This window comes from Cellulomonas sp. NTE-D12 (assembly GCF_027923705.1).
Classification (GTDB): domain Bacteria; phylum Actinomycetota; class Actinomycetes; order Actinomycetales; family Cellulomonadaceae; genus Cellulomonas.
In genome coordinates this window covers 338,076-364,213 of record NZ_AP026442.1, presented here as the reverse complement: position 1 = coordinate 364,213, position 26,138 = coordinate 338,076, and the positions used below count along the sequence as shown (strand labels likewise).

Here is a 26,138-nt window from a genome sequence, read left to right as displayed (position 1 = left end):
GTGCAGGCGCGTGAGCGTCAACGACGGGCCTAGCCTGAGAACGCCGTGACTTCCGAGCGCTCCGCCACTATTCGCCCCAGAGCAAGTTCGCAATGCGGCGGCTCGCCTCGTTGACCAGCTCCGGGACGACGTGCTGGTAGCGCGTCGTCATGGCGGCGGAGGTCCAGCCGAACATGCCCATCACCACCCGCTGGTCGACTCCCTGGACGAGGAGCAGCGTCGCCGCGGTGTGGCGGGCGTCGTGCAGACGGGCCGGGCGGATGCCGAGCTGATCGAGGAACGCAGTCCAGTGGACCGAGTGGTCACGCGGGTCCACCGGTCGGCCGTAGGCGTTGGTGAACACCAGGCCGGTCTCCTCCCACACCGAGCCCGCGTGGATGCGGGCCTCGCGCTGCTGCTGCCGGTGCCGCCGCAGGGCGAGGACGAGCGGCGTCGGCATCGGCAGGGTGCGCCGCGACTGCTTCGTCTTGAGCTCGGTGAGCATGAGTCCGCCGCCGGTGCGCTCGGGGCACTCGGCCGGCCTGATCGCGATACACCCGAGCGGATCAGGGCAGCCGTGCTTCCATCGGCGTCGTTCGAGCTGTCGGCGGACGTCGAGCCGACCGTCGTCGAGGTTGACGTCGTCCCACGACAGCCCGAGAACCTCTCCGCGTCGAAGGCCCAGGCTGATGGCGAGCATGAACGCGACGCCGTTGCGCTCGGACTCGGCGGCTCGCAGGATCCGCTTGGCCTCGTTGACCGTCAGCGGCTCGATGTCCGGAGGGTCGTAGCGCGGGGTGTGAGCCAGCGTGACGGGGTTCCGGGCGATCCGTCGGCGGCGGACCGCGTCGTTGAGCGACTTGTTGAGCGTGCGACGCACGTGGTGGACCGAGCCGGCGCCGAGACCCTTGCCGAGCAGCACCGTGTAGAGGTGCTCGATGTGCTCGGGCTCGAGGTCGGCCAGCCGGTGCCGCCCGATGGCCGGGACGATGTGGTTCTCGACGTCGACCGTGTAGCCGTTGAGTGTGCTCGGCCGTACCCGCAAGGCGGTCGACTTCAGCCAGTCGTGCAGCCAGTCCTCCAGCCGAGGCGTCCATCCGGCCGGCAGGGCGCTGCGCTCGTCACGCTGACGCTCCAGCTCGCGCACCTTGCGGGTGACGGCCTGGCGCGACGGGGCGGTCCGCTTGCGCCGGTCGACCGAGCCGTCGGGCTTGATGCCCATGGTCACGTAGCCGTACCAGCGCCCGTCGTTGCCTTGGTAGATCGACGAGCGCAGGTTTCCCGCGCGCGTGCCCACGGCTACGCACCGAAGGCGGGTTCACCGCGACGCAGGCGCGCGACGAAGTCGGCGAGCTCGTCGGCGGGCACGCGGTTGAGGCGGCCGATGCGGACGGTTGCCAGCGAGCCGGACTTGATCAGCTGGTAGCAGAGGGTGCGGCTGATGGCGAGCTGGTCGGCCGCTTCCTGGATGGTGAGCATGAGTCGCGGACGCTCGTCGGCGTGGTCGGTGGTGGTCATGTGTGCCTCCTTGGTGGTGTTCACAGCTCGACCACTCGTCCAGCAGGTGCCCTCCCAGGCATTGCTGTCGAGGGGCTGGGCCGCATCGGTGGATAGGTCGGCGTCAGAACGGGTTGTGGTTGGTTCACCAGGACGGGCAGCGGCTCCCCCGGGTGGTGAGCGGCCCAGGTCTCGAGGGCCGTCATGGGTGCTCGCGTGGTGCTGAGCACGGCGCGCAACGTCTCCGCAGCGGTCTGTTCGGCGGGCCGACCCGGTGGGCAGTCGGGGTCGTCGGGGACCACCGGCACGTAGATCTGGTTGTGCTCGCGCCCGCGCGTAATCGCCACGTAGAGGTCCTCCCGGGCCATCGCGGGGGTGACCACGGTGCGGGTGATGTCCACGGTTGAGCCCTGGGACCGCGCGATGGTCGTGGCGTAGCCGAGTTCGACGTGCTCGACGACGTATCGGGCCGGCAGCCGGACGGCGTTGCCTCCGCCGTCTCCGGATTGCAGCGAACGGACCGTCAGGGACCCGTCCGCGCCGGTCGCCGCCACCTCCCACAGGTCGCCGTTGCGGACGTAGCCGTCCGGTGCCCGAAGGCGTCGATCGTTGCGGCGGGTGACAACGCGGTCGCCGACTCTGGCCGACGCGTCGTCTGCCAGCGGTACGCCCTGGCCACCCTCGACTCGACCGACGAGGACGGCGAGCGCCTGTGCCCGAAGGTTGAGCTCGTGGACAGTGTGGTTGTCCGCCGCCTCGAGGAGAACGGAGCGCCCGGAGGCGGCGTCCTCCGCGGCTGCGGCCACCACCTTGTCGAGCAGCTCGTCGGGGGTTCCCTCGGTGATGCGCCCTTCGCGCACGTAGGTACCAATCACCCCCGGGTCCCCGATGCGGACCTGCAGGGTGGCCTCGGCCTCCCATGGGTGGACGAAGCGGTGCAGCACCGTCAGCCGGGCGGTTGTGTGCTGGTGGGCGAGCATGCCGAACCCGCCCCCGGGCCCGACGGCGGGCCGCTGTGCGGGATCGCCGACGAGGAGGAGCTTGGCGCCGGCCTCGGCGGCTTGCCGGGTGATAGCCGCCAGGGTCGGGGTGTCGGCGAGGGATGCCTCGTCGAGGATGACGAGCTGTCCGAGCGACAGCCGCCACTGGCGATCCGGGGCTGGCCGGAGCGACTCGTACAGCCACTTTGCGGCTGTCTCGGCCCGGATGCCCAACGCGTCCCCGAGCACGTGCGCCGCGGTAGCCGACGGCGCGAGCGCGAGGATCTCGCAGGGGTGGAACAGCTGCCAGCCGTCGGCGACGGCGCGCAGCGTCGTCGTCTTGCCCGTGCCCGCCGCGCCGACGACGGTGTCGACCACCCGGCCAGAGGTGAGGACCGCGGCGACGGCATCTTGCTGGTCGGAGCTCAACGGGGGTCCGTCGCGCCAAGCCCATCGAACCTGGATGTGGTTCGGGACGCCGAGGGGCAGCGGTGCCGCCGCGGTGGTCATCAGGTCTCGCTCGGCGGCCAGGATCAGCGGGGTCGAGTAGCGCTGCTCGCCGATGCGGCCGACGTGGCCGTCGTCGAGGCGCACGCAGTGGGCGGCCGCGCCGACGACCAGGCGGCCGACGAGTGCCAGGCGTTGCTCGGGTGAGGCCATGCGTAGCTCGCGAGTCGCACGGGCTGCAGCGGCGCTCAGGTTCCACTCGGTGAAGGTCGCGGCCCGTGCCTGCACGTCGGCGACGACCCGGGAGACGAGGGCGGCGTACGTCTCGTCGGCGACGTCGTGCGCCGCGAGAGGCCGGCCGTAGTCGCCGTGCAGCGCGCGTGCCGCGAGATCCCGTGGTTCCCGTCCGGTCAGGGCTCGTGCCCGATTGGCCCACTCCTCGAACAGCTCACTCAGCGGTCGCAGCACCTTCGTCGGCCGGGTGGCGCGAGTGAGCTGGTCGCGCTTCTTGACTACCTCCAGGGGCGTGGGCGTGCGGCCGCGCCGGGCGGTGAAGCGGGCCTCCCAGGCCCTCTGAGCCAGGTCGACCTGCGCAGCGCGTCCGGAGAAGTGGCCGAGCAACTCGTCGGACACCCCGTCGATCGCGAAGGCGCGGATCCGCCGCTCCCCGCGGTCGCGCAGGTGCCAGCAGACGGGGATGCGTCGGGACAGCTCGTCGGCGTACAGACCGTCGTAGAGCTCACTGACGGCGACCGTGGCTGCGAGCATCGTGCGGCCGTCGAGCGCACGCCACTTCCCATCGGGACCCTGGACCTTGTTGGCGACGACGAGATGCGTGTGCAGATTGGGATCGTTCAGTCGCGAATCGACGTGCTCGAAGGCCGCCGCGAGGAGGCCGACCGAGCGGATCTGTCGCACACCGCCGGCGCCGACGCGGGTCCGGACAACCTTGTCCTCCAGGAACTTGATCGACTGTGCCAGCGCCGCGTGGTGGGCGGCGACCACCGCCTTGCGGGTTGCCTCGTCGCCCAGCGCCCACAGGACCGACGCCGACTTCGGCACCGTGAACACGAGATCGAACCCGGCGACTGCCTTGCCGGTACCGCCCCGCTGGGCATCGAACGGGAGACCGAGTGCCTCGCCGGACGTCGGGTCGCTGCCGTCGCGGAAGAGGCGCGTCATCGCCTCTGGCGTCACCACGTCGCCCGGCTTGATTGCGCCGGCGAGCCCTTTGAGCCCGTTGCCGTACCAGCGGCCTGGCGACGTTCCCGAGGCGGCGTAGTAGTCGGTGAGTGCTGCGGTCTTCGCTACCTGCACGTCGCCCGCGGCGACCTGACGGGACAGGTACTGGTAGCCGTCACCGACGCTCAGCTTGCGGATCGCGAGCACCGACGGCCACCGCCCTTCAGGCCGCGGGCGGGAGTCGGCATGGCGGTGATGAGCGAGTGATCGCGTTGTCTATCCCGCGCCGGCCGACCTGTCGATTGTCGATCCGGCTGTCGATGCCGCGGTCGATTCGAGTCGGGCCCGCGCGGTCGATCGGCGAGCGCCTGGTGGTCGTCGTTGGTGGTCCCCATGTACGTACGTGTGCAGCGGACGACCAACACGCGACGGTGGGGGTCTGTCGCCGTGGCAGGCGTGAGACTGCGTCTCGCTTTCCGAGACAGGCAGGCGAGTCTCTTGGACGAACGCCGATGAGGGCATCGGCCTTCGGAGGCGGCGCAGGCACGCGGCGGCCGAGCATCGCGTCCCGGCGGGCGAGATCCGCTCGCCCGATTGAGCTGAGGATCGCGCTACAGACCACGTGGCCGAACGGCGTCACCCATCGCCGTCACGCGGCCCCGACGCCCCCCCCCCCCCCCCCGCCGGCGGGCGCCCTAACGCACACCGTGCAAGACGTGTCTTGGTCGCTTCCGCTTCTCTGCCGACAACGGAAGCGTCCGGGCCGGTGTTTCAAGCCCTACTAGCGCACTCAGCGGCCGAGATGGTCGTGACGGTCTGCGCACCGATCGGATCGCGCTGTTGAGGACGCGCGCTGAAGGCACCTGCGTCAACCGATGGCGAATTCACCGATCACTGTGCTGCCGTCGGACTCGTAGACGGGGATGGTTCGGCCGTGCTCGGGGTTGGTGCCGGCGCCGGCCGGGCTGGTGGGCTGAGGACCCTCGAGGTCGGCGGCATAGGCGTAGCCGGACTTGCCATTGGTCGCCTGGACCGCGACCAGGTCGGGGTCTCCCTGCGGGGCGGAGCCGCTCACGCCGAACGTTTGCCCGCGGGCGTTGACCCCAAGCCGGGTCGGGATGTGCGTGACGTACTGGACGGTGACGGTCCCGGCGAACCCGGCCGAGGGCGTCAGGAACAGCGAGTCCACCGTGCCGTCGAGCGGGAAGTCGTACCAGCTCGCGCCCTGGCTGCCGCGAGTCACGTCGGCGGCGTCGAAGGATGCACTGGGGTTGTCGCCGCCCGCGCTGGTCCCGAAGCTCAGGGTGCCGGCAGCGGTCGGGGTGACGACCACGCGGGCGTGGGTCGCGGCTGCAGGTCGCGGCTGGAGCGAGATCGTCGTTCGGGTGCTAACCGTCCTGGTGATGGGCGTGCCGACAAGGGAGATGATCGGCGCCCCGGGGACAACTCCCGGAGGGGCATCGACTGCCGCGCCCAGCGACGGGGATGGCTCTCCGGACGGACGGGCGATCGGGACGCGGCTGCTGGCCGCGCCGAACGCGGCCGCCGTGGCGCCACCGCCGACCAGCGCTCCCGCCAGCACCAGCGCGATCCCCCTCCACGTGCGTCCCCGGACCCCGCCGGGGCGCGCGTGAGCGATCAAGCCGGCACGGATCGCAGCGGACCTGTTCGGGCTGAAGGTCACGGTCATGGCACTTCCCCCTCCGGGACAGGGCGGCCCTCGATCACCAGGGCCAGGCGGCGCCGCAGCCGCGACAGGCGCATCTTCGCGGCGGACTCACTGATCCCCACTGCAGCGGCGGCGTCCTTCACGCTGAACCCCTCGACCGCTGTCAGCGCCAGCAGCCGGCCGTCCGCCGGCCGTGCCGCCGACAAGACCGCCCCAACCCGGGCATCGCGCGCCGCGTCAATGCCGTCGACCAGCACTGCCGGGTCCGGCGCCGGCTCCGGCGCCGGCAGTGCGGCGAGGAACCGGCGGTAGCGACGCCGAGCACGCGCCTCGTTACGGGCCAGGTTGTGCGCCGTGGCCAGCAACCACGGCAGCGCGGAACCGTCGACGAAACGGACCGCCCCGCGTCGGCGCCACAGCTCAAGGAACGTCGCCGCGCTCAGGTCCTCCGCGTCCTGCGCTGCGAACCCCAACCAGAGCAGGTGCCGAAACACCCGGTCGCGATGCCGATCCCACAGGACCCCGTACGGGGCGGCATCACCGGCGACGACCAGCGCCCAAAGCGCCTCGTCCGCCTCATCGCCCACACTGCATGATGTCCGCACCCCCTCCCTAGGTCACACCTCCGAGCACGCTCCTCAGCGTGCTACCGTCAGTCGCCTTCGGTACTTTGGTACCGACCGAGGAGGAAAACATGGCCACCGCCACCGCGCCGATCAAGGTCGACGCCGAGACGGATCAGCTCATCGCCCACGCCGCCCACTTCCTGCAGCGCTCGAAGAAGGACGTCGTCGACGCTGCCGTGCGCGAGTACGTCGAGACCCACCGAGCCGAGATTCAGACCGGCGTCGTCGACGCTCTGCACGCGCTCGACGGTTCGACGAAGTCTGCTGTCAAGCTGCTCACCGGCCTGAGCGATGCCGAGATCGAGGATCTCGGCGGACTCGACCACTGAGGTTCCCGCTGCGGGGTGACGACCGCCGGGCGTTGTAGGTGCCCTGCGCTACCTTCACCCCGTGGCGGAACCTGTGCGACCCACGAGGCGCGCGCTCAGTGACCTAGGCCTGACGTTCCCAAGACTCGACGTACCCCTCGCAACGATCGACCACCCCCTCGTCGTGAAAGCGCAGGGTCTGCCGGAAGCAGTTCAGGCCGGTGGTGCCGAGCGGATCGTGAGTATCACCGACCGAACCTGGTTCAAGGTCAAGACCCAGGACTACCGGGGCGCCGCTGGCGACGTGCCTTCAGGCAACGATCCCGCGGTCCCCGACCACAGCTGGTGGCTGGCTGCGGCGGGCCACCGGAGAGCGGACACACCAACTCAGGACTTCTACAGCCGGCTCACGACCGAGTGCGAGAGGGCCGGCAGGGGCAGCGGCGGCGTCATCTCCGAGGGGCTCTTGCCGCAAGAGACGGACTACAAGCGGTGGTATGCCGAGCTGGCGACCCTCGCGGTGACGGCGATGCAAGGGCTCATTCGCAAGGCCATCGTCAAATCAGCACACGACGGCAAGCTCTGGACGGTCACCGTCCAGCACCACGTCATCGGAGCGCTCGTGCGGACCGACGACGGTGAGACCTACCTGGCAGTCACGGCCGAGGGGTACTACGACGCGCGGTTGGTCGCTGTCCTTCTCGACTCGGTCCCGGGCGTCGCTGCGGACGACTGGATCGCGGAACCGGGCCCTGTCCTCGGGATCAACCCGAACCAGGGGCAGATCGTCTTCTCGACGATGCTCCCGCCGACATCGCTGGCTTCCCTCCTCGATGCGGATGACGGCGACTATCTCTGATTCGATGTCCCACCTGCGCACCGCACCCGTGACAGGCGCAACCGGCACGGCGCGAACGCCCAGGACGAGGCGGTCGGACGGAGCCGGCGCGCTGCCGCTGTTTGCAGACTCGGTGGCAGTTATCCCTCGGCGGAGCCGTCCCGCGCCGTGAACGGACCGCCTGCAGCGCCCGGAGTTCACCCGGCGACCGAGGACCTCCTTGCCTCCCTGCTGCATACCGTCCTCAACCGTGGGGCACGACCCGCTCACCTTGCAGGTGTTCAACGCCGACGCTGACACACGCATGGTCTGGGCCGTGCACCGGGACGACCCCACGAACCTGGTGTACGTCCAGGACGACGAGGTCGATGGCCCTTACCGGGCGTGGACCAAAGAGCATCTGGCGTGCGTGGTCCCCGGGTGCACCGTTCCGCTCACCGCCGCGCACCGATCTAGGAAGCGGGACGGGTTCGTCCACCGTGGGCCCGTGGACCCGGCGACCCACAACCCCGAGTCGGTCCTGCACCAGCAGGGCAAGGCGGCGATCCTCGCTTGGGTGCGTCAGGCGTACCCGGACGTGGTCATCGACCCGGAGGTAAACCTCGAGGGCGGCCAACGCCGGCCAGACGTGCTTGCGGTCTCCGAGAAAGGGAACCGGATCGCGTTCGAAGTGCAGTACAGCGGCCTGTCCGTGGAGCTGTGGCAGTCCCGTCACGACTGGTACATGGCTCACGACATCACCGATGTGTGGCTGTTCGGGCACACCGGCACGCACTTCGCCCGAGCGGCGGCCTGGACCACCGCAGATGCCAGGTTGAACGCGGTGCAGGCCGCCGTCATGGCCACGGGGTCCCCCGTGTGGTGGATCAACCCGGTGGACGCCACCGTCGCCTGGGCGGGCACCTACAGGGGCTTCCCCAGCGGGCCTGCAGAGCCTGTTCTGGTGCCGGCTGACGACACGGACGTGTGGCTGACGATCTGCCCCCTGAGTGAGGCGCGACTTGCCAAGGACGGGTTGCGGACCGACGCGTACAACCAAGCGCTCGACAACCGCTACCGGGTGCAGGAAGCCGAGCGGCGAGCCGAGGAAGACGCGCGACAGCGTGCGGCAGCAGCCCAGAAGGCGGCCGAGCTAGCCCTCGCTCAAGCTGCAAGCCGTCTCACCCGCTCGGTCGTGCGGCGGGGCGTCAAACCGATCAGTGACGTCGACACCCTCGCGAAGCTGTGGGAGCGCTCGTCGACCCGTGCCCGCGGTCTCGAACTGTTCGGTGACGACCTCGAGCGGCTCGTGCTGGTGCCGTACCCGGAGATCCCGTCCCCGTACGTGGGGATCGACCACCGGCATTGGCAGACGGCCGCCTACCTTTACGCCCTGCACCAAGCCAAAGCGCTGGCGAACCCCACCAGGGTGTGGATCAGCGAGAGCCAGTTCATCCCCGGCGTGGACACCCTCCAGATGCCGTACCACGCTCAGGCTCTCCGATACATGGTCGACGACTGGGCTCGGATCCTGCGCGACCGTGAAGTGCTGCGGCCCGCGAATGTTCGGGTTGGACGGTCGCGCAGGTGGGCCATGACCGCGATCACCGCCCCACCAGAGCCTCCCGGCGCGTTCGCCGTCGCCGTGCCCGTGCCAACGGCGGAGCCGGTCCCGCCAGAGGTCGCTGCCCACGAGCAGCCGGCACCGCCTCCCACGGCGGAGTCGACGATGGTCCGACGGGTCCGTGCCATCGCAGCGACCCGTGCTCGCCGGGGGAACCGCGCGACCCGGGTCGCACCGGTCGTGGACCCGTCCACCGTGCCCACCGGGCACTGCCTGGGCTGCCGTGCCCCGCTGACCGACACCGACCTGGCAGCCGGATCGCGCCGCCACTTGGGCAAGTGGGGCTGCGCGGGACCGCTATAGACCACATGCGTACACCTGCTCGTTGCGGTTGCAGTTCTGGTTGCAGTTGTCTTCGACGCGGGGCGGTCCGGCGTCATGAACGGACGACCCGGTAGCGCCGTGACCTGCACCGACGTATCCCCCGTCGTCCGCCGCCGTCCCCAAGCGGGCACTTGGAAAGCGTGTTGGTGTAACAGCCTCGGGGGTTCGAATCCCCCATCCTCCGCCCGATGCTCTGCCGAAGGGCCCGCGACCTGCAGCGATGTGGGTGGCGGGCCCTTCGTCGTTCCGCGCGCACGGGCGTGACGCCCGGGACTCCGCACGCGTGGATTGCCAGCCCGATTCCGATCCGCAGGTGCGCGCGGCCTGCGATGCTCACCCCGTGCCAGCACGTCGAGCGCTTCTTGTCGTGCTGGCGTTCGACCTGCTCGCTGGCTGCGCGAGCACCTCGAGCCCGTCCGTGGCGCTACCAACCGCCGGGGCCGACCCGCGAACCGTTCTGTCCGTCTACCTCCGGGCCCTCAAGGCGGGGGACTGCAAGACGGCGAGGCGGCTGGCCACGTCGACCTTCTCCTTCGGCAACGGCGAGCTCTGCGGGCACCTCAAGGTCTGGTCGTACACGGAACCAGGTCAGCCGGCGCTTCCCGGCAACGGTGAAGCGATCTTCTCGACCGAGCTGTCGGTCACGGGTGCCGACGCCTCCATGAACAACGGGAAGAACACCTGGTTCTACGTCTTGAAGCAGCAGGCGGACGGCCAGTGGCGGCTCGTTGGTGGCGGTTCGGGCCCGTAGGTCGTGCGGCGGCGGTCCGGTCAGGAGGCCGGGTGGACGCCCATGCCACCCGAGACGATGACGTTGTTGCCCGTGACATAGCCCGCTGCGTCCGAGGCGAGGAAGGCGACGGCCTCGGCCACGTCGGCGGGGTAGCCGACCCGGCCGAGCGGGACGCCGTGACCCCAGGCCTCGACCGTCTCCGGCGAGACGCCGAGCTTGCTGTAGGCCGGGGTGTCGATGAGGCCCGGGCTGACTGCGTTGACGCGGATCCGGCGGGGTGCGAGCTCGAGAGCGAGCGCCCGCATCAGTGGCAGCAGGGCGCCCTTGGCGGCCGTGATCGCAGCGCCCAACCCTTCCCCAGCACCGACGGTGAACACCACCGACGCTCCCTCGTCGAGGAGCGGGAGCGCCTTCTGCAGCGTGAAGAAGGTGCCCTTGACGTTGATGTCGAAGAGGGCGTCGAAGGCTGCTTCGTCGGTCGACTCGATCGGTCCGGGACGGGACACGCCCGCGTTGAGGAACAGCAGGTCGAGAGAGCCGAGGTGCTGACGCACCTGGTCCAGCGCGTGGTCGATGTCCGGCAGGGAGCGCGCGTCGGCCCGGACGACGAGGACGTCGTCGGGCAGGCCCACATCGGCGACGTGGTCAACGCCCGTGACCATGACGCGGTAGCCGCGCGAGTGGAGCAGCTCGGCAGTCGCCTTGCCGATGCCGCTCGTTCCGCCGGTGATGAGGGCTGCAGGTGCGGACATGTGCGTTCCTTTTCCGTCGTCCCGAGAAGAAGCGGGGAGCGCGCGGGCCGGCCTGGTTCGTCGGACCTCTGTGCGTCACTGGCACGCTACGCCTAGTTGGCAGTGTCTGCCAGGTCGCGAGCGAATGCCACGTTGTCAGCACTGGGTCGCTAGCCTCCTGACATGACGCCGCGAGCGAGGTCGGAAGCGGACTCAGAGACCGCACCGGCCAGGGTGACGACCCTCTGGGAACGGTCACGACAGCTGGCCACGCAGGAGATCCTGAAGACGGCTCGGCGGCTGTTCGCCGAGCAGGGCTATGCGGACACGACCATGGCCCAGATCGCCGAGGAGGCAGGGGTATCCCAGCGCACCCTCTTCCGCTACTTCGGCTCGAAGGACGACCTGCTCGGCGACGACCCGCAGCGGTTCGGGCAGGTGCTGGCCGCGACGGTCAGCGAGCAAACTGCCGAGGTCGGTGTCTGGGACGCCCTGCGCGCGGGGCTCTGTGCCGTTCTCGCTCTGCAGGACAGCCGCGAGGAGGCCCTGGCCCGGTTCCGGCTGCTGCACGACACGGCGTCGCTGCGTGCCGGCTACCTCGAGAAGCGGCTGCGGATGCAGCAGGACCTGCTGCCGCTCGTCGCGGCGCGCCTCGGTCCCGGCGTCCGCAGCTCCGACCTGCGCGCGCGGGCAGTGGTCGCGACGGCGTTCGCGTGCTTCGACGCCGCGACGATGGCGTGGGTCGACAAGGGCGGAGAAGGCGACGTCATCGACCTCTACGACCAGTGCCTGGCCGCAGTGCGCGGCTAGGCACGCCAGCGGCCGTGCTGGTCCTCCCGGTGGCTACGGCGCGGTCAGCTCCACGAGCTTCAGCACCGTGTTCCAGTTGCGGCTGGTCGCGACGACGCCCTTGGGCGGTCCCGACCTGGCCAGCGCCTCGGCGAGCGGGGAGCGGCCCAGCCCGTCGGGGGCGTACAGGTAGAGCGCGCGGTCGCCGAGCCGGAACTCCTCCGGCAAGAACGCCGCCGCGTCGAGGGACGCGAGACGGGACTGCTCGACCGGCTCGGAGAAGTACGTGACATGCAGCTGCTTGCCCTCGAGCGAGGCCGCCGGGAACGGGCAGGCCTCGACGACGCCCTTCAGGTAGTCGTGGTCGCGCACCAGCACCTCGACGTCGAACCCGAAGCGGGCTCCGATGGCCGCCCGGAGCCGGGCCGCGAGCGCCTCCTCGTCGTCGTGGTCGCTGGTGAAGAAGGCGTTGCCGCTCTGCAGGTAGGTGCGCACGTCGCCGTGACCCAGGCCCGTCAGCAGCGCGCGCAGCTCCGCCATCGGCAGCTTCTTGTTGCCCCCGACGTTGATGCCCCGCAGGAGCGCGGCATAGGCCCTCGTCGTCATGCGCGCGCTGCCGCGCGGGTGGACTGGCGGACGACCAGGTGCGTCGGCAGCGGTGTGTCCACCGTGACGCTGTCCGGCTCCTCGACGGCGACCAGCACCTTCTGCATCATCAGCTCGCCCAGCGCCGCGAAGTCCTGCCGCACGGTCGTCAGCGCCGGGTAGAGGTAGCCGGACTCGGGGACGTCGTCGAAGCCCACCACGCTGACGTCGTCCGGCACGCGCAGGCCGCGCTCGCGCAGGGCCGACAGGACCCCGATCGCCATGTGGTCGTTGGCGACGAAGACAGCCGACCCGGGGGCGACGTCCAGCTCCGCACCGAGCCGGTAGCCGCTGGCCGCGGACCAGTCGCCGTGCAGGGGGGTGACGATCTCGAGCCGGCGCTCCGCGAGCTCGTCGCGCCAGCCGCGCACGCGCTCGATCGCGTCGGCCGCCCGCTGCGGGCCCGCCAGGTGCAGGATCCGTTCGTGGCCGAGCTCGGCCAGGTGGCGGACGGCGGAGCGGGCACCCCGGTACTGGTCGATCGACACGAACAACGGGCTGCGGCGCGCGGTGGACGCCGCGGCGACCACGGGGACGCTCAGGTCCAGGCCGCGGACCAGCTCGAGCACGTCGGCGTCGGCGACGACGAACACGATGGCGTCCACCCGCTGGCGCAGCAGGCTCTCGACGATCGCCCGCACGTCGGTCGGGTCGGTGTCGAGCAGGCTGACCGTCTCGACGTTGTAGCGGGCGGCACGGGCCGCGACGTTGAAGTGCATCGCCACCGACGTCGGCCCGAAGTCGGCGGCCATCGGTGTGACCAGGCCGATCGTCCGGGTCCGACGGGTCACCAGGGCACGGGCCTGCGGTGACGGGCTGTAGCGCAGCTGCGCGATCGCCTGCTCGACGCGGGCGCGCGTGGCCGGCCGCACGTTCGGCAGGTCGTTCAGCACGCGCGAGACCGTCTGGTGCGAGACGCCCGCGAGCCGGGCGACGTCCAGGATGTTCGCGGCGCGGGAGCCGTCGCCGCTCATGCCTCGTCCCCCTCGGACCGGGCCACCATGGCGAGCAGCGAGTCCGTCGTCAGCCCCTCGGACGGCACGACGTCGACGACGCGGCCGTCCTGCAGGATCGCCACGCGCGTGCCGACCCGCAGCACCTCCTCCAGCTCCGCCGAGATGAACACCACGGACAGCCCGTTGTCGGCCAGCTCGCCCACCAGGTTCTGGATCTCCACCTTGGCGCCCACGTCGATGCCGCGCGTCGGCTCGTCGAGCACGATCACCCGCGGGGACAGCGCCAGCAGCCGGGCGAGCAGCACCTTCTGCTGGTTGCCGCCGGACAGGCTGGCGACCGGTCGGTCGAGGTCCGGCGGGCGGATGTCCAGCGCCTCGACCCAGCTCGCCGCGAGCTCCCGCTGGCGTGCCGACCGGATCCGGCGCAGCACCCCGCGCTGCGCCTGCAGGGCCAGCGTGATGTTCTCCAGCACGCTCAGCTCGCCGATCAGCCCCTCGGTGCGGCGGTTCTCCGAGGAGTAGACGACGCCGAGCGACAGCGCCCGGCGCGGGCTGGACAGCCGCCGCTCGCGCCCGTCGATGCGGATGATGCCGGCCTCCAGCCGGTCGACGCCGGTCAGGGCGCGGGCGAGCTTGGTCCGGCCGGAGCCGAGCAGCCCCGCGACGCCCAGCACCTCGCCCTCGACCAGGTCGACGTCCGCATCGGCGATGCCCGGCAGCACGGTGATGCCACGGGCGCTCAGCGTCACGGACGGGTCGTCGTCGGGCGCGTCGAACGTCTGCCGCTCGGCCAGCGCGGCAGCGGACCGGCCCAGCATCTTCTGCACCAGGTCGATCCGGAGCAGCTCGGTGGTCAGGTACTCGCCGACCAGCCGCCCGTTGCGCAGCACCGTGATGCGGTCGCAGATCTCGTACACCTGGTCGAGGAAGTGCGAGACGAACAGGATCGCGACGCCCCGCGCCTTGAGCTCGCGGATGACGCGGAACAGCTCGGCGACCTCGTCGAGGTCGAGGCTCGACGTGGGCTCGTCGAGCACCAGCACCTTGACGTCCGTCGAGATGGCGCGGGCGATCGCGACGAGCTGCTGCACGGCCAGCGGATGGGTGCCGAGCACCGACGCGGGGTCGATCTCCAGGCCGAGGGCCGCGAGCGCGTCGTGCGCGAGGCGGCGGGTCGCGGCCCAGTCGATGGCCCCGACGCGGTTGCGCGGCTCGCGGCCGAGCGCGATGTTCTCCGCGACCGTCAGGTTCGGCAGGAGGTCGATCTCCTGGTAGACGGTGCTGATGCCGGCCAGGTGCGCGTCGTGCGGCGTGGCGAACCGCACCACCTCGCCGCCGAGGCGGACCTCGCCGTCGTCCAGCGCCAGCGCGCCGGTGAGCGCCTTGATCAGCGTGGACTTGCCGGCGCCGTTCTCGCCCATCAACGAGTGGACCTCGCCGGCGAACATGCGGAAGTCGACGCCGTCGAGCGCCGTGTCCGACCGGAAGCGCACGGTCGCGCCGGTGACCTGCACCAGCGGCTGCGCGTCCTCCATGGTGCTCATCATGCCGTGGCCCGCACGGCGCCCCGACGGGCCACGGCCGGGCCTATCTGCGCCGTGCCGACCTGGCGACGATCAGGCGCTGGACCACGACGAACAGCAGCAGCAGGGCGCCGATGGTGATGCGGGTCCACGACTGGTCGACGCCGAGGAAGTTGATGATCGTCTTGATCATCCCGTAGACGAACACGCCGATCATCGAGCCCACGACGAACCCGCTGCCGCCGGTCAGCAACGTCCCGCCGATCACCACCGCGGCGATCGTGTCGAGCTCGGTGCCGATCCCGTTCAGCGGGTAGGCCGCGCCGGTGTACGCGGTGAAGATGACCCCCGCGAGCCCCGCGCACGTACCGCTGACGACGTACGCCAGCAGCTTGGTGCGGGCGACCGGCAGGCCCATCAGCCGCGCCGACTGCTCGTTGCCGCCGACCGCGTAGACGGTGCGGCCGAACCGGGTGTACGCCAGCAGCCCGGCCCCCACCAGGACGACCAGCAGCGCGATGATCCCGGTCGGCGTGATGTACCAACCGGATCCGGCCTGCAGGCGGGTGCCCTGGAGCCACAGGATCGGCGGGTCGGTGACCTTGATCGAGTTCAGGCTCACCACGAAGCCGAGGCCGCGCGCCAGGAACATCCCGGCCAGGGACGCGATGAACGGCTGCACGTCGAAGTACTGGACCAGCACGCCGACACCGAGCCCGATGACGGCCCCGGTCGCCAGCATCGTCGGGGCGACGACCGACGACGGCAGCCCCTGCCGCAGCAGGCTGGCGCCCATCATCCCGGTGAACGACATCACCGCGCCGACCGACAGGTCGATGCCGCCCGTGAGGATCACGAACGTCATGCCGACGGCGAGGATCAGCAGGTAGGAGTTGTCGAGCAGGATCGACGACACCAGCCGCGGCGTGAGGAACTTGCCGAAGTACAGCTGGGCACCGACCACCATCGCGACGAGGATCCCGACGGCGGCGAACACGGGGATCCACGAGGCGTGCCGAGCCATGAACCGGTGCGGGCGCGTCACCGCGCGCAGCTCACCCGTCAGAACCGTCTGCGTGCTCGTCATGACGCGACCTCCGTTCGCTCGACGGGCTGGGCGGACCTGGCGCTCAGCCGACCGCCGAGCCGGCCGACCCAGCGCCGGAACCGGCTGGACTGGATGAGGACGACGAGCACGACGACCGCCGCCATGAACACCGGCGTGACGGCCGGCGGCACGCCGAGGAACGTGATGGTCGACTTCAGCGTCTGGATGGTGAACACGCCGACGACCGTGCCGGCCAGGCTGAACGTGCCCCCGGCCAGGGACGTCCCGCCGAGCACCACCGCGAGGATCGCGTCGAGCTCGATGTACAGGCCGGCCGCGTTGGCGTCCGCCGCCATGATGTTGGAGCTGTAGAGCAGGCCGGCGAAGCCGGCGAGCAGGCCGCTGGCGGCGTAGGCGCCCCAGATGATGCCCCTGGCCCGCACGCCGGCCAGCCGGCTCGCCTCCGGGTTGATGCCGACGGCCTCGGTCAGCACGCCGAGCGCCGTGCGCCGCTCGATCACGGCGACGATCGCGATCGCCGCCAGCGAGACGTAGAACGCGAACGGCAGGCCGACCACGTAGCCCTGCGCCATGAACTTGTAGGGGTCGCTGTTGATCGTCGTGATGAAGCCGCGCGTGATCAGCAGCGCGATGCCGCGACCGGCGAGCATCAGCACGAGCGTCGCGATGATCGGCTGGATGCCCAGCACCGCGATGAGGAAGCCGTTCCACAGGCCGCACACCAGGCCGGCGAGCACCCCGGCGCCGATCGCCACCGCGAGCACCGAGGGGTTCGCCGCGTCGCCCGAGTCCTGGATGATCTGCAGCGCCACGGCCCCCGACACCGCCATCACCGCACCGACCGACAGGTCGATGCCGCGGGTCGCGATCACCAGCGTCATGCCGAGGGCCACCAGCATGAGCGGTGCGCTGTTGCGCAGGATGTCGATGAGCGACCCGTACAGCCGCCCGTCCTGCACCGTGATGCTGACGAAGCTGGGCCGCGACAGCGTGTTCACCAGGATCAGCGCGAGCAGCACCACGACCGGCCAGAACAGCCGATGCTTCATGACGGCGTTCACGCCGCTCCCTCCCGGCCCTCGTGGGCGATGAAGTCGATCAGTCCGTCGACGTCGGTCTCGCTCGAGGCCAGCTCGCCGATCTTGCGGTGCTCGCGCATCACGACGATCCGTTGCGACAGCCGCAGCACCTCCTCGAGCTCCGAGGAGATGAAGACGACGGACAGCCCCTGCTCGGACAGCTCGGCGACCTTGCTCTGGATGTCCGCCTTGGCGCCGACGTCGATACCGCGCGTCGGCTCGTCGAGGATCAGCAGCGCTGGTGCGGTGGCGAGCCACCGGGCCAGCAGCACCTTCTGCTGGTTGCCGCCCGAGAGGTTGCGGATGAGCACGTGCGGGTTCGCGGGCCGGATGCCGAGAGCAGCGATGTACTCGGACACCAGCGCATCCTGCTCGGACCTGCGCACCTTGCGCCATCCCCTGCGGGCCTGGATGCCCAGCACGATGTTCTCCGCGACGGTCAGGTCGCCGAGGATGCCCTCGGCGCGACGGTCCTCGGGCGAGTAGGCGATGCCGTGGTCGATGCCGTGCCGCGGCGTGGTGAGCCTGACGGCCTTCCCGGCGACCTCGATCTGGCCCGAGTCGGCGTGGTCCGCCCCGGCCAGCACCCGCGCGAGCTCGGTGCGGCCGGACCCGAGCAGCCCGGCGATGCCGACGACCTCCCCGGGGTAGACGTCGACGTCCACGGGCTCGATGAGGCCCTTGCGGCCGGCCCCCTTCATGCGGACGACGGGGGTGCCGGACCTGTCGACCGGGCGGTCGGACGCGCCCGACAGGGCGGCGAGGTCCTCGAGCTCGCGGCCCAGCATCAGGGAGACGAGGCGGCCGGGCGAGAGCTCGTCGATCGGGTAGTCCCCGACGAGCCGGCCGTTGCGCAGCACCGTGCACCGGTCCGAGATCTCGAACACCTGGTCGAGGAAGTGCGTGACGAACAGGACGGCGACACCGCGCGACCGCAGGTCGCGCATCACGGCGAACAGCTGCTGCACCTCACCGCGGTCCAGGCTGGACGTCGGCTCGTCGAGCACCAGCACCTTCGCCTCGGTCACCATGGCGCGGCTGATCGCGACGAGCTGCTGGACGGCGATCGAGTGGCTCCCCAGCGCGGTGCGCGTGTCGAGCCGGAGGCCGAGGTTCTGCAGGTGGCCGACCGCCGCGCGGTGGGTGGCTCGCCAGTCGATCCGCCCCGCGCGGCGCACCTCGTGGCCGAGCATGACGTTCTCGCCGACCGACAGGTTCGCGCAGAGGTTGACCTCCTGGTAGACCGTCGACACGCCGGCCGACTGCGCGTCGGCGGTGCCGTGGAACACGCGCTGCTCACCGGCCACGGAGATGGTCCCGGCGTCGACCGCGTACTCCCCGGTGAGGGCCTTGATCAGCGTCGACTTGCCGGCGCCGTTCTCGCCCATCAGCGCGTGGATCTCGCGGCCGCGCAGCGTGAGGTCGACGTCGTCCAGGGCCTTGACCCCGGGGAACTGGATGGTGATGCCGCGCATCGCGACGAGCGCGTCGCTCGTCGTCTCCTCGTCGGTGAGGGACATCGGGGCTTCCTTCACGGGGGCCGGGGCGGGGGCCGGCACGAGGCCGACCCCCGCCCGTCAACAGGGCCTGGCGGTCAGTACTTGCGGCTGGGCAGCGCCGTCTTGGCCTGGTCCTGCGTGAAGGACAGGTCCGTTGCGGTCTGCGACTTCGGCACCGACTGACCGGCGACGACCTTCTTGACCAGGTCGGACACCTGCGGGCCGAGCAGCGGGTTGCACTCGACGACGTAGTTGAACTTGCCGTCGGCGAGCGCCTGCAGGCCGTCGTGCGTGGCGTCGATCGTCACGATCTTGATGTCCTTGCCGGGGGTCAGACCGGCTGCGGTGATCGCGTCGAGCGCGCCCAGACCCATGTCGTCGTTCTGGGCGAACAGCATCTGGATCTTGTTGCCGTACTTCTGCAGGAAGCCCTCCATCACGGTCTTGCCGTCGGCCCGCGTGAAGTTGCCGGTCTGCGAGGCGAGGGTGGTGATGGGAGCACCGGCCGAGCCGGCCGTGAAGCCGGTCGCACGGTCGAGCGCCGGGGCCGAGCCGGTGGTGCCCTCGAGCACGACCATGTTGGTCGGGCTCGTCGCGTTCTGCTTGGCCCACGCGCCGGCGGTCTCGCCCTCCTTCTTGAAGTCGTCGCCCACCCAGGCGGCGTACAGGCTCGGGTCGGACACGTTGATCGTCCGGTCCTCGAGGATCACCGGGATCTTGGCGGCCTTGGCCTCCTTGAGCACGTCGTCCCAGCCGTCGACCGTGATGGGCGCGATGACGATGGCGTCGACGCCCTGGTTGATGAAGCTGCGGACGGCCGCGATCTGGGCCTCCTGCTTGTTGTCCGCGGCGTTGAAGATCAGCTTGAAGCCGTTCGCCTCGGAGAACGCGTCCTTCATCGACTGCGTGTTGGCGGCGCGCCACCCGGACTCCGAGCCCGTCTGCGCGAACCCGACCGTGATCACCTTGTGCGCGGCACCTCCACCGGCCGTGCTCGCGCCGGTCGAGCCGGTCGAGCCCGAGGCAGTGCCCGAACATCCCGTCGTCGCCAGCGCGATGGCCCCTGCCAGCGCTAGCCCAGCGAGCAGCCTCTTCCTCATCCTCAAAACCTCCTTGTTTTGAGCCCGGACACGTCCGGACTGAGCCGGAAACCTGCTGAGCCAGGTCCGTGGGCGCGACGTTAACCTTCACAACGGACACAGCGGAAGATTGTGAGCGGTAACAATTGGGTAACGTGCCTGTTCACCTGCGGGGATGGGCAGTCGCACGACCGCCGAGGTGGGGACGAGTGTGATCCTTCACATTTCGGTTCGAGGGCGTGATCAGCGGCTTCGTCGCCGTGACGGCGTGGCCGCTCCGTGCTCGCCCCCCGGAGGAGACGTCAGGCGTCGAGCAGCGCCAGCACCGGGCGGAGCGCCTCGATCGAGCCGGCGGTGATCGGGTCGAGCACCAGCTGCACCTCGGTGATGCCGGCGTCGGCGTAGGCGCGCAGTCCCGCGGCCAGCTCCTCGGGCGAGCCGGTGAGCGGGCGCACCTGCTGGGAGTCCGAGGTGTCCCCCATCGTCCGGCCGGTACCGCCCGGCAGCCGGAGCAGGACCGCCACGGTGCGCACGACCTCGTCGGACTCCCGTCCGGTCGCCCGCAGTGCCGCTGCCAGGGGCTCCGCCGCGGCGGCGGCCCCGTCCGGCGTGTTGCCCGTATCGGCGTACCAGGCGTTCCACGAGTCGACGTGCGGCGCGGTGGCGGCCAGCATGCGGGGGCCGATCGAGCCGATCATCAGCGCGGGGCCGCCGGGCGTCGGGCCGCGGGGCACCAGCTCGCAGTCGCGCGCCGAGTAGTACTGCCCGACGAAGTCCACGGAGCCGTCGCGCAGCAGCGACCGGATGATGGTGAACGCCTCCTCGAACCGCGCGATGCGGTGGTCGAAGGGCAGGCCGAACGCCGCGAACTCCACGGGGTTCCAGCCGGCACCCAGGCCGAGGACGAAGCGGCCGCCGCTGATCTCGTCGAGCGTCGCCGCCTGCTTGGCCAGCACCGCCGGGTTGCGGAAGGCCGTGCACGCCACCAGCGGGCCGAGGGTCACCCGCGACGTCGAGGCCGCGAGCGCGGCCAGCAGCGAGCCGGCCTCCCACGGCCCGCGGGTGGACCCGTCGGCGAAGCGGTACAGCAGGTGGTCGCCCACCCACAGCGAGTCGAGGCCGACGTCCTCGGCGCGGCGCGCCAGGTCCAGCAGCTCCGGCCAGCGGACGTCCCGCTCGACCTCGGGCAGCTGGACGCCGACCCGGAGCGGTCGGCCCGCGGCGGCGGTGGAGCGACGGGGGTGACGGCGCTGGTCAGCCATGTGTCGACGCTAGCCGACGGGTCCGACGCCGCCGCTGCGGGGTGTCGCGGGTGACGCCGTCCGAGAGTCACCTGTGCTGCCGAGAGGTCGGCGACCGCCACCGCCGCCCGCGCAGGACGTCCAGCCGCGCGACGTACCCTGGCTGGCCGTGGCCACCTTCTCCTCCGTCCTGCGACAGCACGTGATCCAGACACTCGCCGAGTACGACACCCGCGGCGGTGAGGAGTTCCTCCGCCTGTACGGGTTCACCGCGCAGCCGGAGTACACGGTGGTCCACGAGGGCCTGAGCTACGACGCGCGTGCGGTGCTCGGCGTCGCGCACCGGCTGGCCACCGGCCGCCTCGCACCGGCCGACGAGTTCCACGGCATGGACGCCGCCGTCGCGCTGCTGCGCAAGCGCGGCTTCGAGGTGCACGAGCCGTTCTCGGCCTCCGCCGCGCGGGCCGCCGCCGCCCGCCCCGCAGCGCGCGCGCCGCGCGCCGCCTCCACCAGGACGTCCACCCCGCGGACCACGCCGTCGCGGTCGGCCGTGGCCGACGAGGCGCCGGCGATCTGCCCGACGTGCTTCATGGCGCTGCCCGCCACCGGCATCTGCGACAGCTGCGGCTGAGCCGCCCGACGAGGAGCGACCCCCGATGTCCCTGGACCGCGCCCGCAGCCACCTCGCCCGGTACGGGCGCGCCGACGACGTGATCGTCACCGAGCACTCCAGCGCCACCGTCGAGCTCGCGGCGCAGGCGCTGGGGGTCGCCCCGCAGCGGATCGCCAAGACGCTCAGCTTCCGCGGGGCCGACCCGGACACGGCGATCCTCGTCGTGCTGGCCGGCGACGCCCGGCTGGACAACGCCGGCTTCAAGCAGGCATTCGGGCTGAAGGCGCGGATGCTGGGTGGGGACGAGGTCGAGCGGCTGACGGGCCACGAGCCCGGCGGGGTGTGCCCGTTCGGCAACCCCGAGTCCGCCACGGTGTGGCTGGACACGTCTTTGCAGCGGTTCGACTCGGTCTTCCCGGCGTGCGGCGACGCCGCCTCAGCCATCGAGCTGACGTGCGACGAGCTGGAGACGGTCGCCCGGCCGGCGGGGTGGGTGACCGTCTCCCGACTGCCCGACTGACCCCCCAGTCACCACCGCCGGCGCCTGCTCGATCGCTGCGTGCACGCAGGCGTCCCAGTCGAGCAGGTCCCGCGGCAGCAGCCCGCGGATCGGCACGGGGTCGCCCACGAGGTCGTCGGCCAGGTGGTCCAGGGCAGCCCGCAGACCGCCACGCGGGTGTCCGCCGACGCGCTCAAGCAGCGGTGCCACCAGGTGCAGCACGCCCCGCGGCAGCCCGATGACGGGCGGCGTCGGCCGGCCCAGCGCAGCCGCCGTCGCGGCGACCAGCTCGCGGTAGGTCGGGGCGTCGACGGTGCCGACGTCGAGCACCCGGCCGTACGTCTCCGGCTCGTCGAGCGCGTCCACCAGGTAGCCGACCAGGTCGTCGAGCGCGATCCACGACCAGTGCTGCCGTCCCGCACCGCGGATCGCTGCGACCGGGCGGCGGGCGGCCCTCAGCAGGTCGTCGAACCCGGCCCCGCCCTTGCCGGCGACGAGCCCGGGCCGCAGCACCGTCACGTCGAGCCCGCTGCCGAGCAGCTGCCGCTCGACGGCCACCCGCGAGCGCACCCACGGGTTGGTCGCCTGCGCCCGGGCGCCGATCAGCCCGACGGTGAGCAGCCGGCGGGTGCCGGCGCGGCGGGCGGCCGCGACCAGCAGCTCGGTGGCTCGTCGTTCCGCGTCGGCGAAGTCCCCGGCGCCGTCGGGCTGCCGGGCGGTGACGGTCTGCACCAGCACGTAGACGGCGCGGGCCCCGGCGAGCAGGGCGTCGAGCGCGGCTTCGTCGTGCATGCCGCCGACGACGACGTCCAACCGCTCGGCCCCGGCACCGCCGAGCCGGGCGCGGGCCCGCGCCTCGTCGCGGACCAGCACGCGGACCGGCTCGGGACGACCGCCCCCCGCAGGGCCGGCTGCGAGCAGCCGACGGGTCAGGGCCGCTCCGACGAACCCGGTTGCTCCGATGACGGCGATCATGGGTCCTCCTCCAGTTCGATGACGTGTCACCGAGTCTGCTCCGCTGGCCTGACCGATGCAAGGCATGTCACGCATGTTGTGTCACCGGTATGGTGACCTCGTGGATCGCATCGAGGAGCTGCGCTACCTGGTGCTGGCCGCGCAGCGCGAGGGCAACCGGCGGCTCACCGAGGCCTTGCGTCCCCTCGGCGTCACCCCGGCGCAGGCCGAGGTGCTCACCGTGCTCGCCGGCAGCGACGAACCGTTGTCGGTCAAGGAGCTCGGCGCCCTGCTGGTGTGCGAGACGGGCAGCCCGAGCCGCCTCACCCGCACGGTGGTCGCCGCAGGCTGGGCGGAGCAGGTTCCCGACGAGGCCGACGGCCGCCTGACCCGGCTGCGCCTGACCCCCTCCGGCGCCGACCTCGCGGCACGCGTCGCCGAGGTCGAGAAGGTCTTCCACGGGCAGCTCGCGGCCGCACTCCCGGACGACGGGGCCACGGAGCGGACCGTCCGGGTGCTGCGCGCCCTCGTCGCGGACGGTCCCGCCGGCGCCGCGATCGAGCGCCGTCGCGCGCGCGCCTGACCAGGCACCCCGCACCATCCCGGGACGCCCCGCGCCTCGAGGCAGCGACGTCCGGTGCGCGCCGTCCGCGCGCCACGACGGTCGGTGCGCGCCACGCCGGTCGGTGCGCGCCAGGCCGGCTGGTGCGATGCGGAGCGTGTCGCACCCACCCGACCGGGCCTTTTCCGCGTGTACGCCTGGTGTACGTACGGCAGGCGTACACGCCCGAAAGGAACACCCCGCCCGGATCGCACTCCGGGGAGGGAGGGCGGACGTGACGAGCGACAAGTCGCCGGTGCCGCACCGCCGCGCCACGGCCCGCGTCTCGGCCGCTGGCCGGCCTCGGTCCCGAGGGGCGGGCCCGGTCCCGGCGCTAGCCTGCACCCCGAGGTGGTCAGGGTCGACGACGGGAGCGGATTCGGTGGCAGAGGGGCACTCGACGGGGACCGGCAGCAACGGGTCGCGGGCCAAGACCACCACCGGTGAGCGCAAGCGCGAACAGATCCTCGACGCCTCGGTCCGGGTGTTCGGAACCGGGGGCGCCTCCGCGGTGACGCACCGCGCGGTCGCCAAGGTGGCGCAGGTTCCCCTCGGGTCGACGACGTACTACTTCACCGACCGGGACGACCTGCTGCTCCAGACGATGGCGCACGCCCGTGAGGCGGAGGCGGTGCGGCTGGCGTCCATCGTCGACGCGCTGCACGAGGTGCCGGACGTCGACCGGGCGCTCGAGGTGCTGACCGAGATGTTCTTCGACAAGACGGTGGCCGACCCGCTGTACGACCTGGCCCTGTTCGAGATGTTCATGGAGGCGACGCGCAACGGCGTGGTCCGCCACGAGGCGCGCGCCTGGTCGCGGATGATCGGCGAGCTGGTCGACCGGGTGCTGCCGCCGACCGACCCGGCGGTGCCGCGCGAGCAGGCGGTGCAGATCGTCGCGTGCCTGGTGGACGGCCTGATGCTCGAGGCCGTCTCGAACGCCGAGCTCAGCGTGCCGGACCTGACCATCCGGCTGCGCGTGGTGGTCGAACGGCTCTGCGTGCAGCCGTAGCCAGCTCGACCGCACCGCAGGACGAAGGTCCCTAGGCCTCAATCTCGTCACATGTACGTTTGTACAACACGAGAAGTTGTACGTTTGTACATGTTCGGACCAGACCTCGCGACCGCGAGCGGCTCCCCCGGTGCGACGTGCGCGACTCGGCACAGCGGCACGCCACGCAAAGGAGCTGCAATGACCGCGCAGACGGACCGTCCCCCGACGGCCGACACAGGGACCCGCAAGACGTTCCGGATGTTCGACATGGTGCTGTTCTCGGTGGCGGCGATGCTGCTGCTGTCGCAGCTGACCGTGACGGCCGCCGTCGGCCCGACCGCCATCTTCTGGACGGTCGCGATCATCGTCGTCTTCTTCGTCCCCTACGGCCTGGTCACCAGCGAGCTCGGCAGCGCCTACCCCGACGCCGGCGGCATCTACGCCTGGGTGGTCCGGGCGTTCGGCAACCGCTGGGGCACGCGGGTGTCGTGGTGGTACTGGCTCAACGTCGGCCTGTGGGTCCCCAGCGTGTACCTGATGTTCTCCGGGGCCATCTCGTCGATGTTCTTCGACGGGCACCTGAACTTCTGGGTGCAGGTGGCGGTGACCGTCACGCTGATCTGGATCAACTACTGGGTGAACGCCCGCAGCCTGAAGACCGGCACGTGGGTGTCCAACCTCGGCGCGGGCATCACCATCGCGGTGATCGTCGCGCTGGCCGTCGCCGGCGGCATCTACACCGCCCACCACGGCTCGGCCACCACCTGGTCGCTCGGCTCCGTGATCCCCACCCACACGCTGCCGGCGTTCATCGCGGCGCTGCCGATCGTCATCTACAACTTCCTCGGCTTCGAGCTGATGTCGTCCGCGTCCACCCAGATGGAGAACCCACGCCGGGACGTCCCGCGGACCATCGCGATCGCCGGTGCTCTGATCGGTGCGTTCTACCTGGTGGCGACGGTCGGCATGCAGCTCATCGTGCCGGCCGACGAGATCTCGAAGACGACCGGCCTCGTCGACGCGCTGCGCCGTGGCTTCGGCGACTCCGGCGTCGCGAGCACCGTGGTGACCATCCTCGGCATCGGCGCCCTGTTCTGCTTCTTCGCCAGCCTGGTGCCGTGGACCATCGGCGCGAACATCGCCGCCGCGGAGTCCGCCCAGCAGGGTGACCTGCCCAAGGTGTTCGCCCGTACGCACCCGGACCGCGGCACGCCCGTCGGCGCCGCGATGCTCTGCTCGCTGGTCGGCACGGTGTTCACGCTGGCGTACGCCGTGCTGTTCTCGGTGACCGGCGGGTCGATCGACGAGGTGTTCTGGAACCTGTTCGCGTTCTCGTCGGTGATCTTCCTGCTGCCCTACATCGTGATGATGCTGGCGTTCGGCAAGCTGCGTCGCATCGACCCGGACCGGGTGCGGCCCTACCAGGTACCCGGTGGTCGGACCATGACGTGGCTGGTCACGTGGGTGCCGACGGCCCTGCTGACGGCTGCGGCGGTGTTCTTCGTCTGGAACCCGTACGACTTCTCGTGGGCCGTGACCGGCTCGATCCTCGTCGGGCTCGCCATCACCGTCGGCATCCAGGAGTCCTTCTGCGCCCGCGCACCGCGCTGGACCCGGGACCGCGCGCTGGAGCGCGGTGAGGACCCCGACGCGGAGCCCGAGCTCGCGGTCGTCGACTGA

General features: G+C 71.2%; 25 protein-coding genes. 10 read left to right on the top strand and 15 right to left on the bottom strand.

Annotated features, from left to right (window positions below):
• Positions 1-67: 67 nt before the first annotated feature.
• The 5 genes from QMF98_RS01615 to QMF98_RS01595 all read right to left on the bottom strand — a co-directional run bounded on the left by QMF98_RS01615 (position 68) and on the right by QMF98_RS01595 (position 6,341).
• A complete protein-coding gene (locus QMF98_RS01615) occupies positions 68-1,276 on the bottom strand; it encodes a tyrosine-type recombinase/integrase (protein WP_337974353.1) in 1,209 nt (402 codons plus the stop codon).
• 2 nt (positions 1,277-1,278) lie between these two features.
• Positions 1,279-1,497 carry an excisionase family DNA-binding protein gene (locus QMF98_RS01610; RefSeq protein ID WP_337974352.1) on the bottom strand — a complete coding sequence of 73 codons (219 nt, stop codon included), beginning with the start codon at positions 1,495-1,497 and terminating at the stop codon, positions 1,279-1,281.
• 20 nt (positions 1,498-1,517) lie between these two features.
• Complete coding sequence (gene mobF, locus QMF98_RS01605) at positions 1,518-4,292, bottom strand: MobF family relaxase (protein WP_337974351.1); 2,775 nt, start codon at positions 4,290-4,292, stop codon at positions 1,518-1,520.
• Between the two features lie 661 nt (positions 4,293-4,953).
• The gene (locus QMF98_RS01600) at positions 4,954-5,775 is read right to left on the bottom strand and encodes a hypothetical protein (protein ID WP_337974350.1); all 822 of its coding nucleotides are present in this window, start codon (positions 5,773-5,775) and stop codon (positions 4,954-4,956) included.
• Positions 5,772-6,341: an RNA polymerase sigma factor gene (locus tag QMF98_RS01595; protein ID WP_337974349.1), complete on the bottom strand. Its 570-nt coding sequence runs from the start codon at positions 6,339-6,341 to the stop codon at positions 5,772-5,774. The genes QMF98_RS01600 and QMF98_RS01595 overlap by 4 nt, the downstream gene beginning before the upstream one ends.
• Positions 6,342-6,448: 107 nt before the next feature.
• On the opposite strand from QMF98_RS01595, the gene QMF98_RS01590 reads away from it, so the two are divergent.
• The 4 genes from QMF98_RS01590 to QMF98_RS01575 all read left to right on the top strand — a co-directional run bounded on the left by QMF98_RS01590 (position 6,449) and on the right by QMF98_RS01575 (position 10,204).
• Positions 6,449-6,709: a hypothetical protein gene (locus tag QMF98_RS01590; protein ID WP_337974348.1), complete on the top strand. Its 261-nt coding sequence runs from the start codon at positions 6,449-6,451 to the stop codon at positions 6,707-6,709.
• A 61-nt stretch (positions 6,710-6,770) separates the two neighbouring features.
• Positions 6,771-7,547: a hypothetical protein gene (locus QMF98_RS01585; protein ID WP_337974347.1), complete on the top strand. Its 777-nt coding sequence runs from the start codon at positions 6,771-6,773 to the stop codon at positions 7,545-7,547.
• Positions 7,548-7,776: 229 nt separating this feature from the next.
• Positions 7,777-9,432 (top strand): competence protein CoiA family protein, encoded by a 1,656-nt coding sequence (locus QMF98_RS01580; protein WP_337974346.1) that lies wholly within the window; start codon positions 7,777-7,779, stop codon positions 9,430-9,432.
• 361 nt (positions 9,433-9,793) lie between these two features.
• Positions 9,794-10,204 (top strand): hypothetical protein, encoded by a 411-nt coding sequence (locus tag QMF98_RS01575; protein WP_337974345.1) that lies wholly within the window; start codon positions 9,794-9,796, stop codon positions 10,202-10,204.
• Positions 10,205-10,224: 20 nt separating this feature from the next.
• Here QMF98_RS01575 and QMF98_RS01570 read toward each other — a convergent pair whose 3' ends face one another.
• Positions 10,225-10,938, bottom strand: a complete 714-nt coding sequence (locus QMF98_RS01570) for an SDR family oxidoreductase (protein ID WP_337974344.1) — start codon at positions 10,936-10,938, stop codon at positions 10,225-10,227.
• 213 nt (positions 10,939-11,151) lie between these two features.
• Between QMF98_RS01570 and QMF98_RS01565 the strand changes: the two genes are divergently transcribed.
• The gene (locus tag QMF98_RS01565; RefSeq protein WP_337974343.1) at positions 11,152-11,727 is read left to right on the top strand and encodes a TetR/AcrR family transcriptional regulator; all 576 of its coding nucleotides are present in this window, start codon (positions 11,152-11,154) and stop codon (positions 11,725-11,727) included.
• 33 nt (positions 11,728-11,760) lie between these two features.
• On the opposite strand, the gene QMF98_RS01560 is transcribed toward QMF98_RS01565, so the two are convergent.
• The 8 genes from QMF98_RS01560 to QMF98_RS01525 form a co-directional block, all read right to left on the bottom strand.
• The gene (locus tag QMF98_RS01560) at positions 11,761-12,312 is read right to left on the bottom strand and encodes a DUF1697 domain-containing protein (RefSeq protein WP_337974342.1); all 552 of its coding nucleotides are present in this window, start codon (positions 12,310-12,312) and stop codon (positions 11,761-11,763) included.
• Entirely contained in the window at positions 12,309-13,325 is a 1,017-nt protein-coding gene (locus QMF98_RS01555; RefSeq protein ID WP_337974341.1) for a LacI family DNA-binding transcriptional regulator, read from the bottom strand. Before QMF98_RS01555 ends, QMF98_RS01560 begins: the two co-directional genes overlap by 4 nt.
• Positions 13,322-14,851, bottom strand: coding sequence for a sugar ABC transporter ATP-binding protein (locus QMF98_RS01550; protein ID WP_490715635.1), 1,530 nt, complete (start codon positions 14,849-14,851; stop codon positions 13,322-13,324). Before QMF98_RS01550 ends, QMF98_RS01555 begins: the two co-directional genes overlap by 4 nt.
• Positions 14,852-14,894: 43 nt before the next feature.
• Positions 14,895-15,917 (bottom strand): ABC transporter permease subunit, encoded by a 1,023-nt coding sequence (locus tag QMF98_RS01545; protein WP_337974339.1) that lies wholly within the window; start codon positions 15,915-15,917, stop codon positions 14,895-14,897.
• Positions 15,914-16,960, bottom strand: coding sequence for an ABC transporter permease (locus tag QMF98_RS01540; RefSeq protein WP_490715634.1), 1,047 nt, complete (start codon positions 16,958-16,960; stop codon positions 15,914-15,916). Before QMF98_RS01540 ends, QMF98_RS01545 begins: the two co-directional genes overlap by 4 nt.
• The gene (locus tag QMF98_RS01535) at positions 16,957-18,498 is read right to left on the bottom strand and encodes a sugar ABC transporter ATP-binding protein (protein ID WP_337974338.1); all 1,542 of its coding nucleotides are present in this window, start codon (positions 18,496-18,498) and stop codon (positions 16,957-16,959) included. Before QMF98_RS01535 ends, QMF98_RS01540 begins: the two co-directional genes overlap by 4 nt.
• Positions 18,499-18,572: 74 nt before the next feature.
• Entirely contained in the window at positions 18,573-19,577 is a 1,005-nt protein-coding gene (locus tag QMF98_RS01530; protein ID WP_337974337.1) for an ABC transporter substrate-binding protein, read from the bottom strand.
• A 281-nt stretch (positions 19,578-19,858) separates the two neighbouring features.
• Positions 19,859-20,818, bottom strand: coding sequence for an LLM class flavin-dependent oxidoreductase (locus tag QMF98_RS01525; protein WP_337974336.1), 960 nt, complete (start codon positions 20,816-20,818; stop codon positions 19,859-19,861).
• Between the two features lie 148 nt (positions 20,819-20,966).
• Here QMF98_RS01525 and QMF98_RS01520 point away from each other — a divergent pair, with 148 nt between their 5' ends.
• Together QMF98_RS01520 and QMF98_RS01515 are read left to right on the top strand one after the other, a co-directional pair.
• Positions 20,967-21,428 (top strand): ScoMcrA-related endonuclease, encoded by a 462-nt coding sequence (locus QMF98_RS01520; protein ID WP_337974335.1) that lies wholly within the window; start codon positions 20,967-20,969, stop codon positions 21,426-21,428.
• A 25-nt stretch (positions 21,429-21,453) separates the two neighbouring features.
• Positions 21,454-21,930 carry a YbaK/EbsC family protein gene (locus QMF98_RS01515; RefSeq protein WP_337974334.1) on the top strand — a complete coding sequence of 159 codons (477 nt, stop codon included), beginning with the start codon at positions 21,454-21,456 and terminating at the stop codon, positions 21,928-21,930.
• Here the strand turns inward: QMF98_RS01515 and QMF98_RS01510 are convergent.
• Positions 21,847-22,884 carry an SDR family oxidoreductase gene (locus QMF98_RS01510; protein WP_337974333.1) on the bottom strand — a complete coding sequence of 346 codons (1,038 nt, stop codon included), beginning with the start codon at positions 22,882-22,884 and terminating at the stop codon, positions 21,847-21,849. The two genes, QMF98_RS01515 and QMF98_RS01510, sit on opposite strands and share 84 nt — an antisense overlap.
• A 100-nt stretch (positions 22,885-22,984) precedes the next feature.
• Between QMF98_RS01510 and QMF98_RS01505 the strand changes: the two genes are divergently transcribed.
• The 3 genes from QMF98_RS01505 to QMF98_RS01495 all read left to right on the top strand — a co-directional run bounded on the left by QMF98_RS01505 (position 22,985) and on the right by QMF98_RS01495 (position 26,138).
• Positions 22,985-23,446 (top strand): MarR family winged helix-turn-helix transcriptional regulator, encoded by a 462-nt coding sequence (locus tag QMF98_RS01505; protein WP_337974332.1) that lies wholly within the window; start codon positions 22,985-22,987, stop codon positions 23,444-23,446.
• Positions 23,447-23,846: 400 nt separating this feature from the next.
• The gene (locus QMF98_RS01500) at positions 23,847-24,476 is read left to right on the top strand and encodes a TetR/AcrR family transcriptional regulator (RefSeq protein ID WP_337974331.1); all 630 of its coding nucleotides are present in this window, start codon (positions 23,847-23,849) and stop codon (positions 24,474-24,476) included.
• A gap of 180 nt (positions 24,477-24,656) precedes the next feature.
• Positions 24,657-26,138: an APC family permease gene (locus QMF98_RS01495; protein ID WP_337974330.1), complete on the top strand. Its 1,482-nt coding sequence runs from the start codon at positions 24,657-24,659 to the stop codon at positions 26,136-26,138.

Excerpts from the sequence above, each read along its gene's own strand:
- QMF98_RS01560 (WP_337974342.1), bottom strand. The coding sequence starts at position 12,312 with ATGACGACGAGGGCCTATGCCGCGCTCCTGCGGGGCATCAACGTCGGG.
- QMF98_RS01530 (WP_337974337.1), bottom strand. The coding sequence starts at position 19,577 with ATGAGGAAGAGGCTGCTCGCTGGGCTAGCGCTGGCAGGGGCCATCGCG.
- QMF98_RS01510 (WP_337974333.1), bottom strand. The coding sequence starts at position 22,884 with ATGATCGCCGTCATCGGAGCAACCGGGTTCGTCGGAGCGGCCCTGACC.
- QMF98_RS01525 (WP_337974336.1), bottom strand. The coding sequence starts at position 20,818 with ATGGCTGACCAGCGCCGTCACCCCCGTCGCTCCACCGCCGCCGCGGGC.
- QMF98_RS01555 (WP_337974341.1), bottom strand. The coding sequence starts at position 13,325 with ATGAGCGGCGACGGCTCCCGCGCCGCGAACATCCTGGACGTCGCCCGG.
- QMF98_RS01610 (WP_337974352.1), bottom strand. The coding sequence starts at position 1,497 with ATGACCACCACCGACCACGCCGACGAGCGTCCGCGACTCATGCTCACC.
- QMF98_RS01495 (WP_337974330.1), top strand. The coding sequence starts at position 24,657 with ATGACCGCGCAGACGGACCGTCCCCCGACGGCCGACACAGGGACCCGC.
- QMF98_RS01570 (WP_337974344.1), bottom strand. The coding sequence starts at position 10,938 with ATGTCCGCACCTGCAGCCCTCATCACCGGCGGAACGAGCGGCATCGGC.
- QMF98_RS01590 (WP_337974348.1), top strand. The coding sequence starts at position 6,449 with ATGGCCACCGCCACCGCGCCGATCAAGGTCGACGCCGAGACGGATCAG.
- QMF98_RS01535 (WP_337974338.1), bottom strand. The coding sequence starts at position 18,498 with ATGTCCCTCACCGACGAGGAGACGACGAGCGACGCGCTCGTCGCGATG.
- QMF98_RS01550 (WP_490715635.1), bottom strand. The coding sequence starts at position 14,851 with ATGAGCACCATGGAGGACGCGCAGCCGCTGGTGCAGGTCACCGGCGCG.
- QMF98_RS01545 (WP_337974339.1), bottom strand. The coding sequence starts at position 15,917 with ATGACGAGCACGCAGACGGTTCTGACGGGTGAGCTGCGCGCGGTGACG.
- QMF98_RS01600 (WP_337974350.1), bottom strand. The coding sequence starts at position 5,775 with ATGACCGTGACCTTCAGCCCGAACAGGTCCGCTGCGATCCGTGCCGGC.
- QMF98_RS01515 (WP_337974334.1), top strand. The coding sequence starts at position 21,454 with ATGTCCCTGGACCGCGCCCGCAGCCACCTCGCCCGGTACGGGCGCGCC.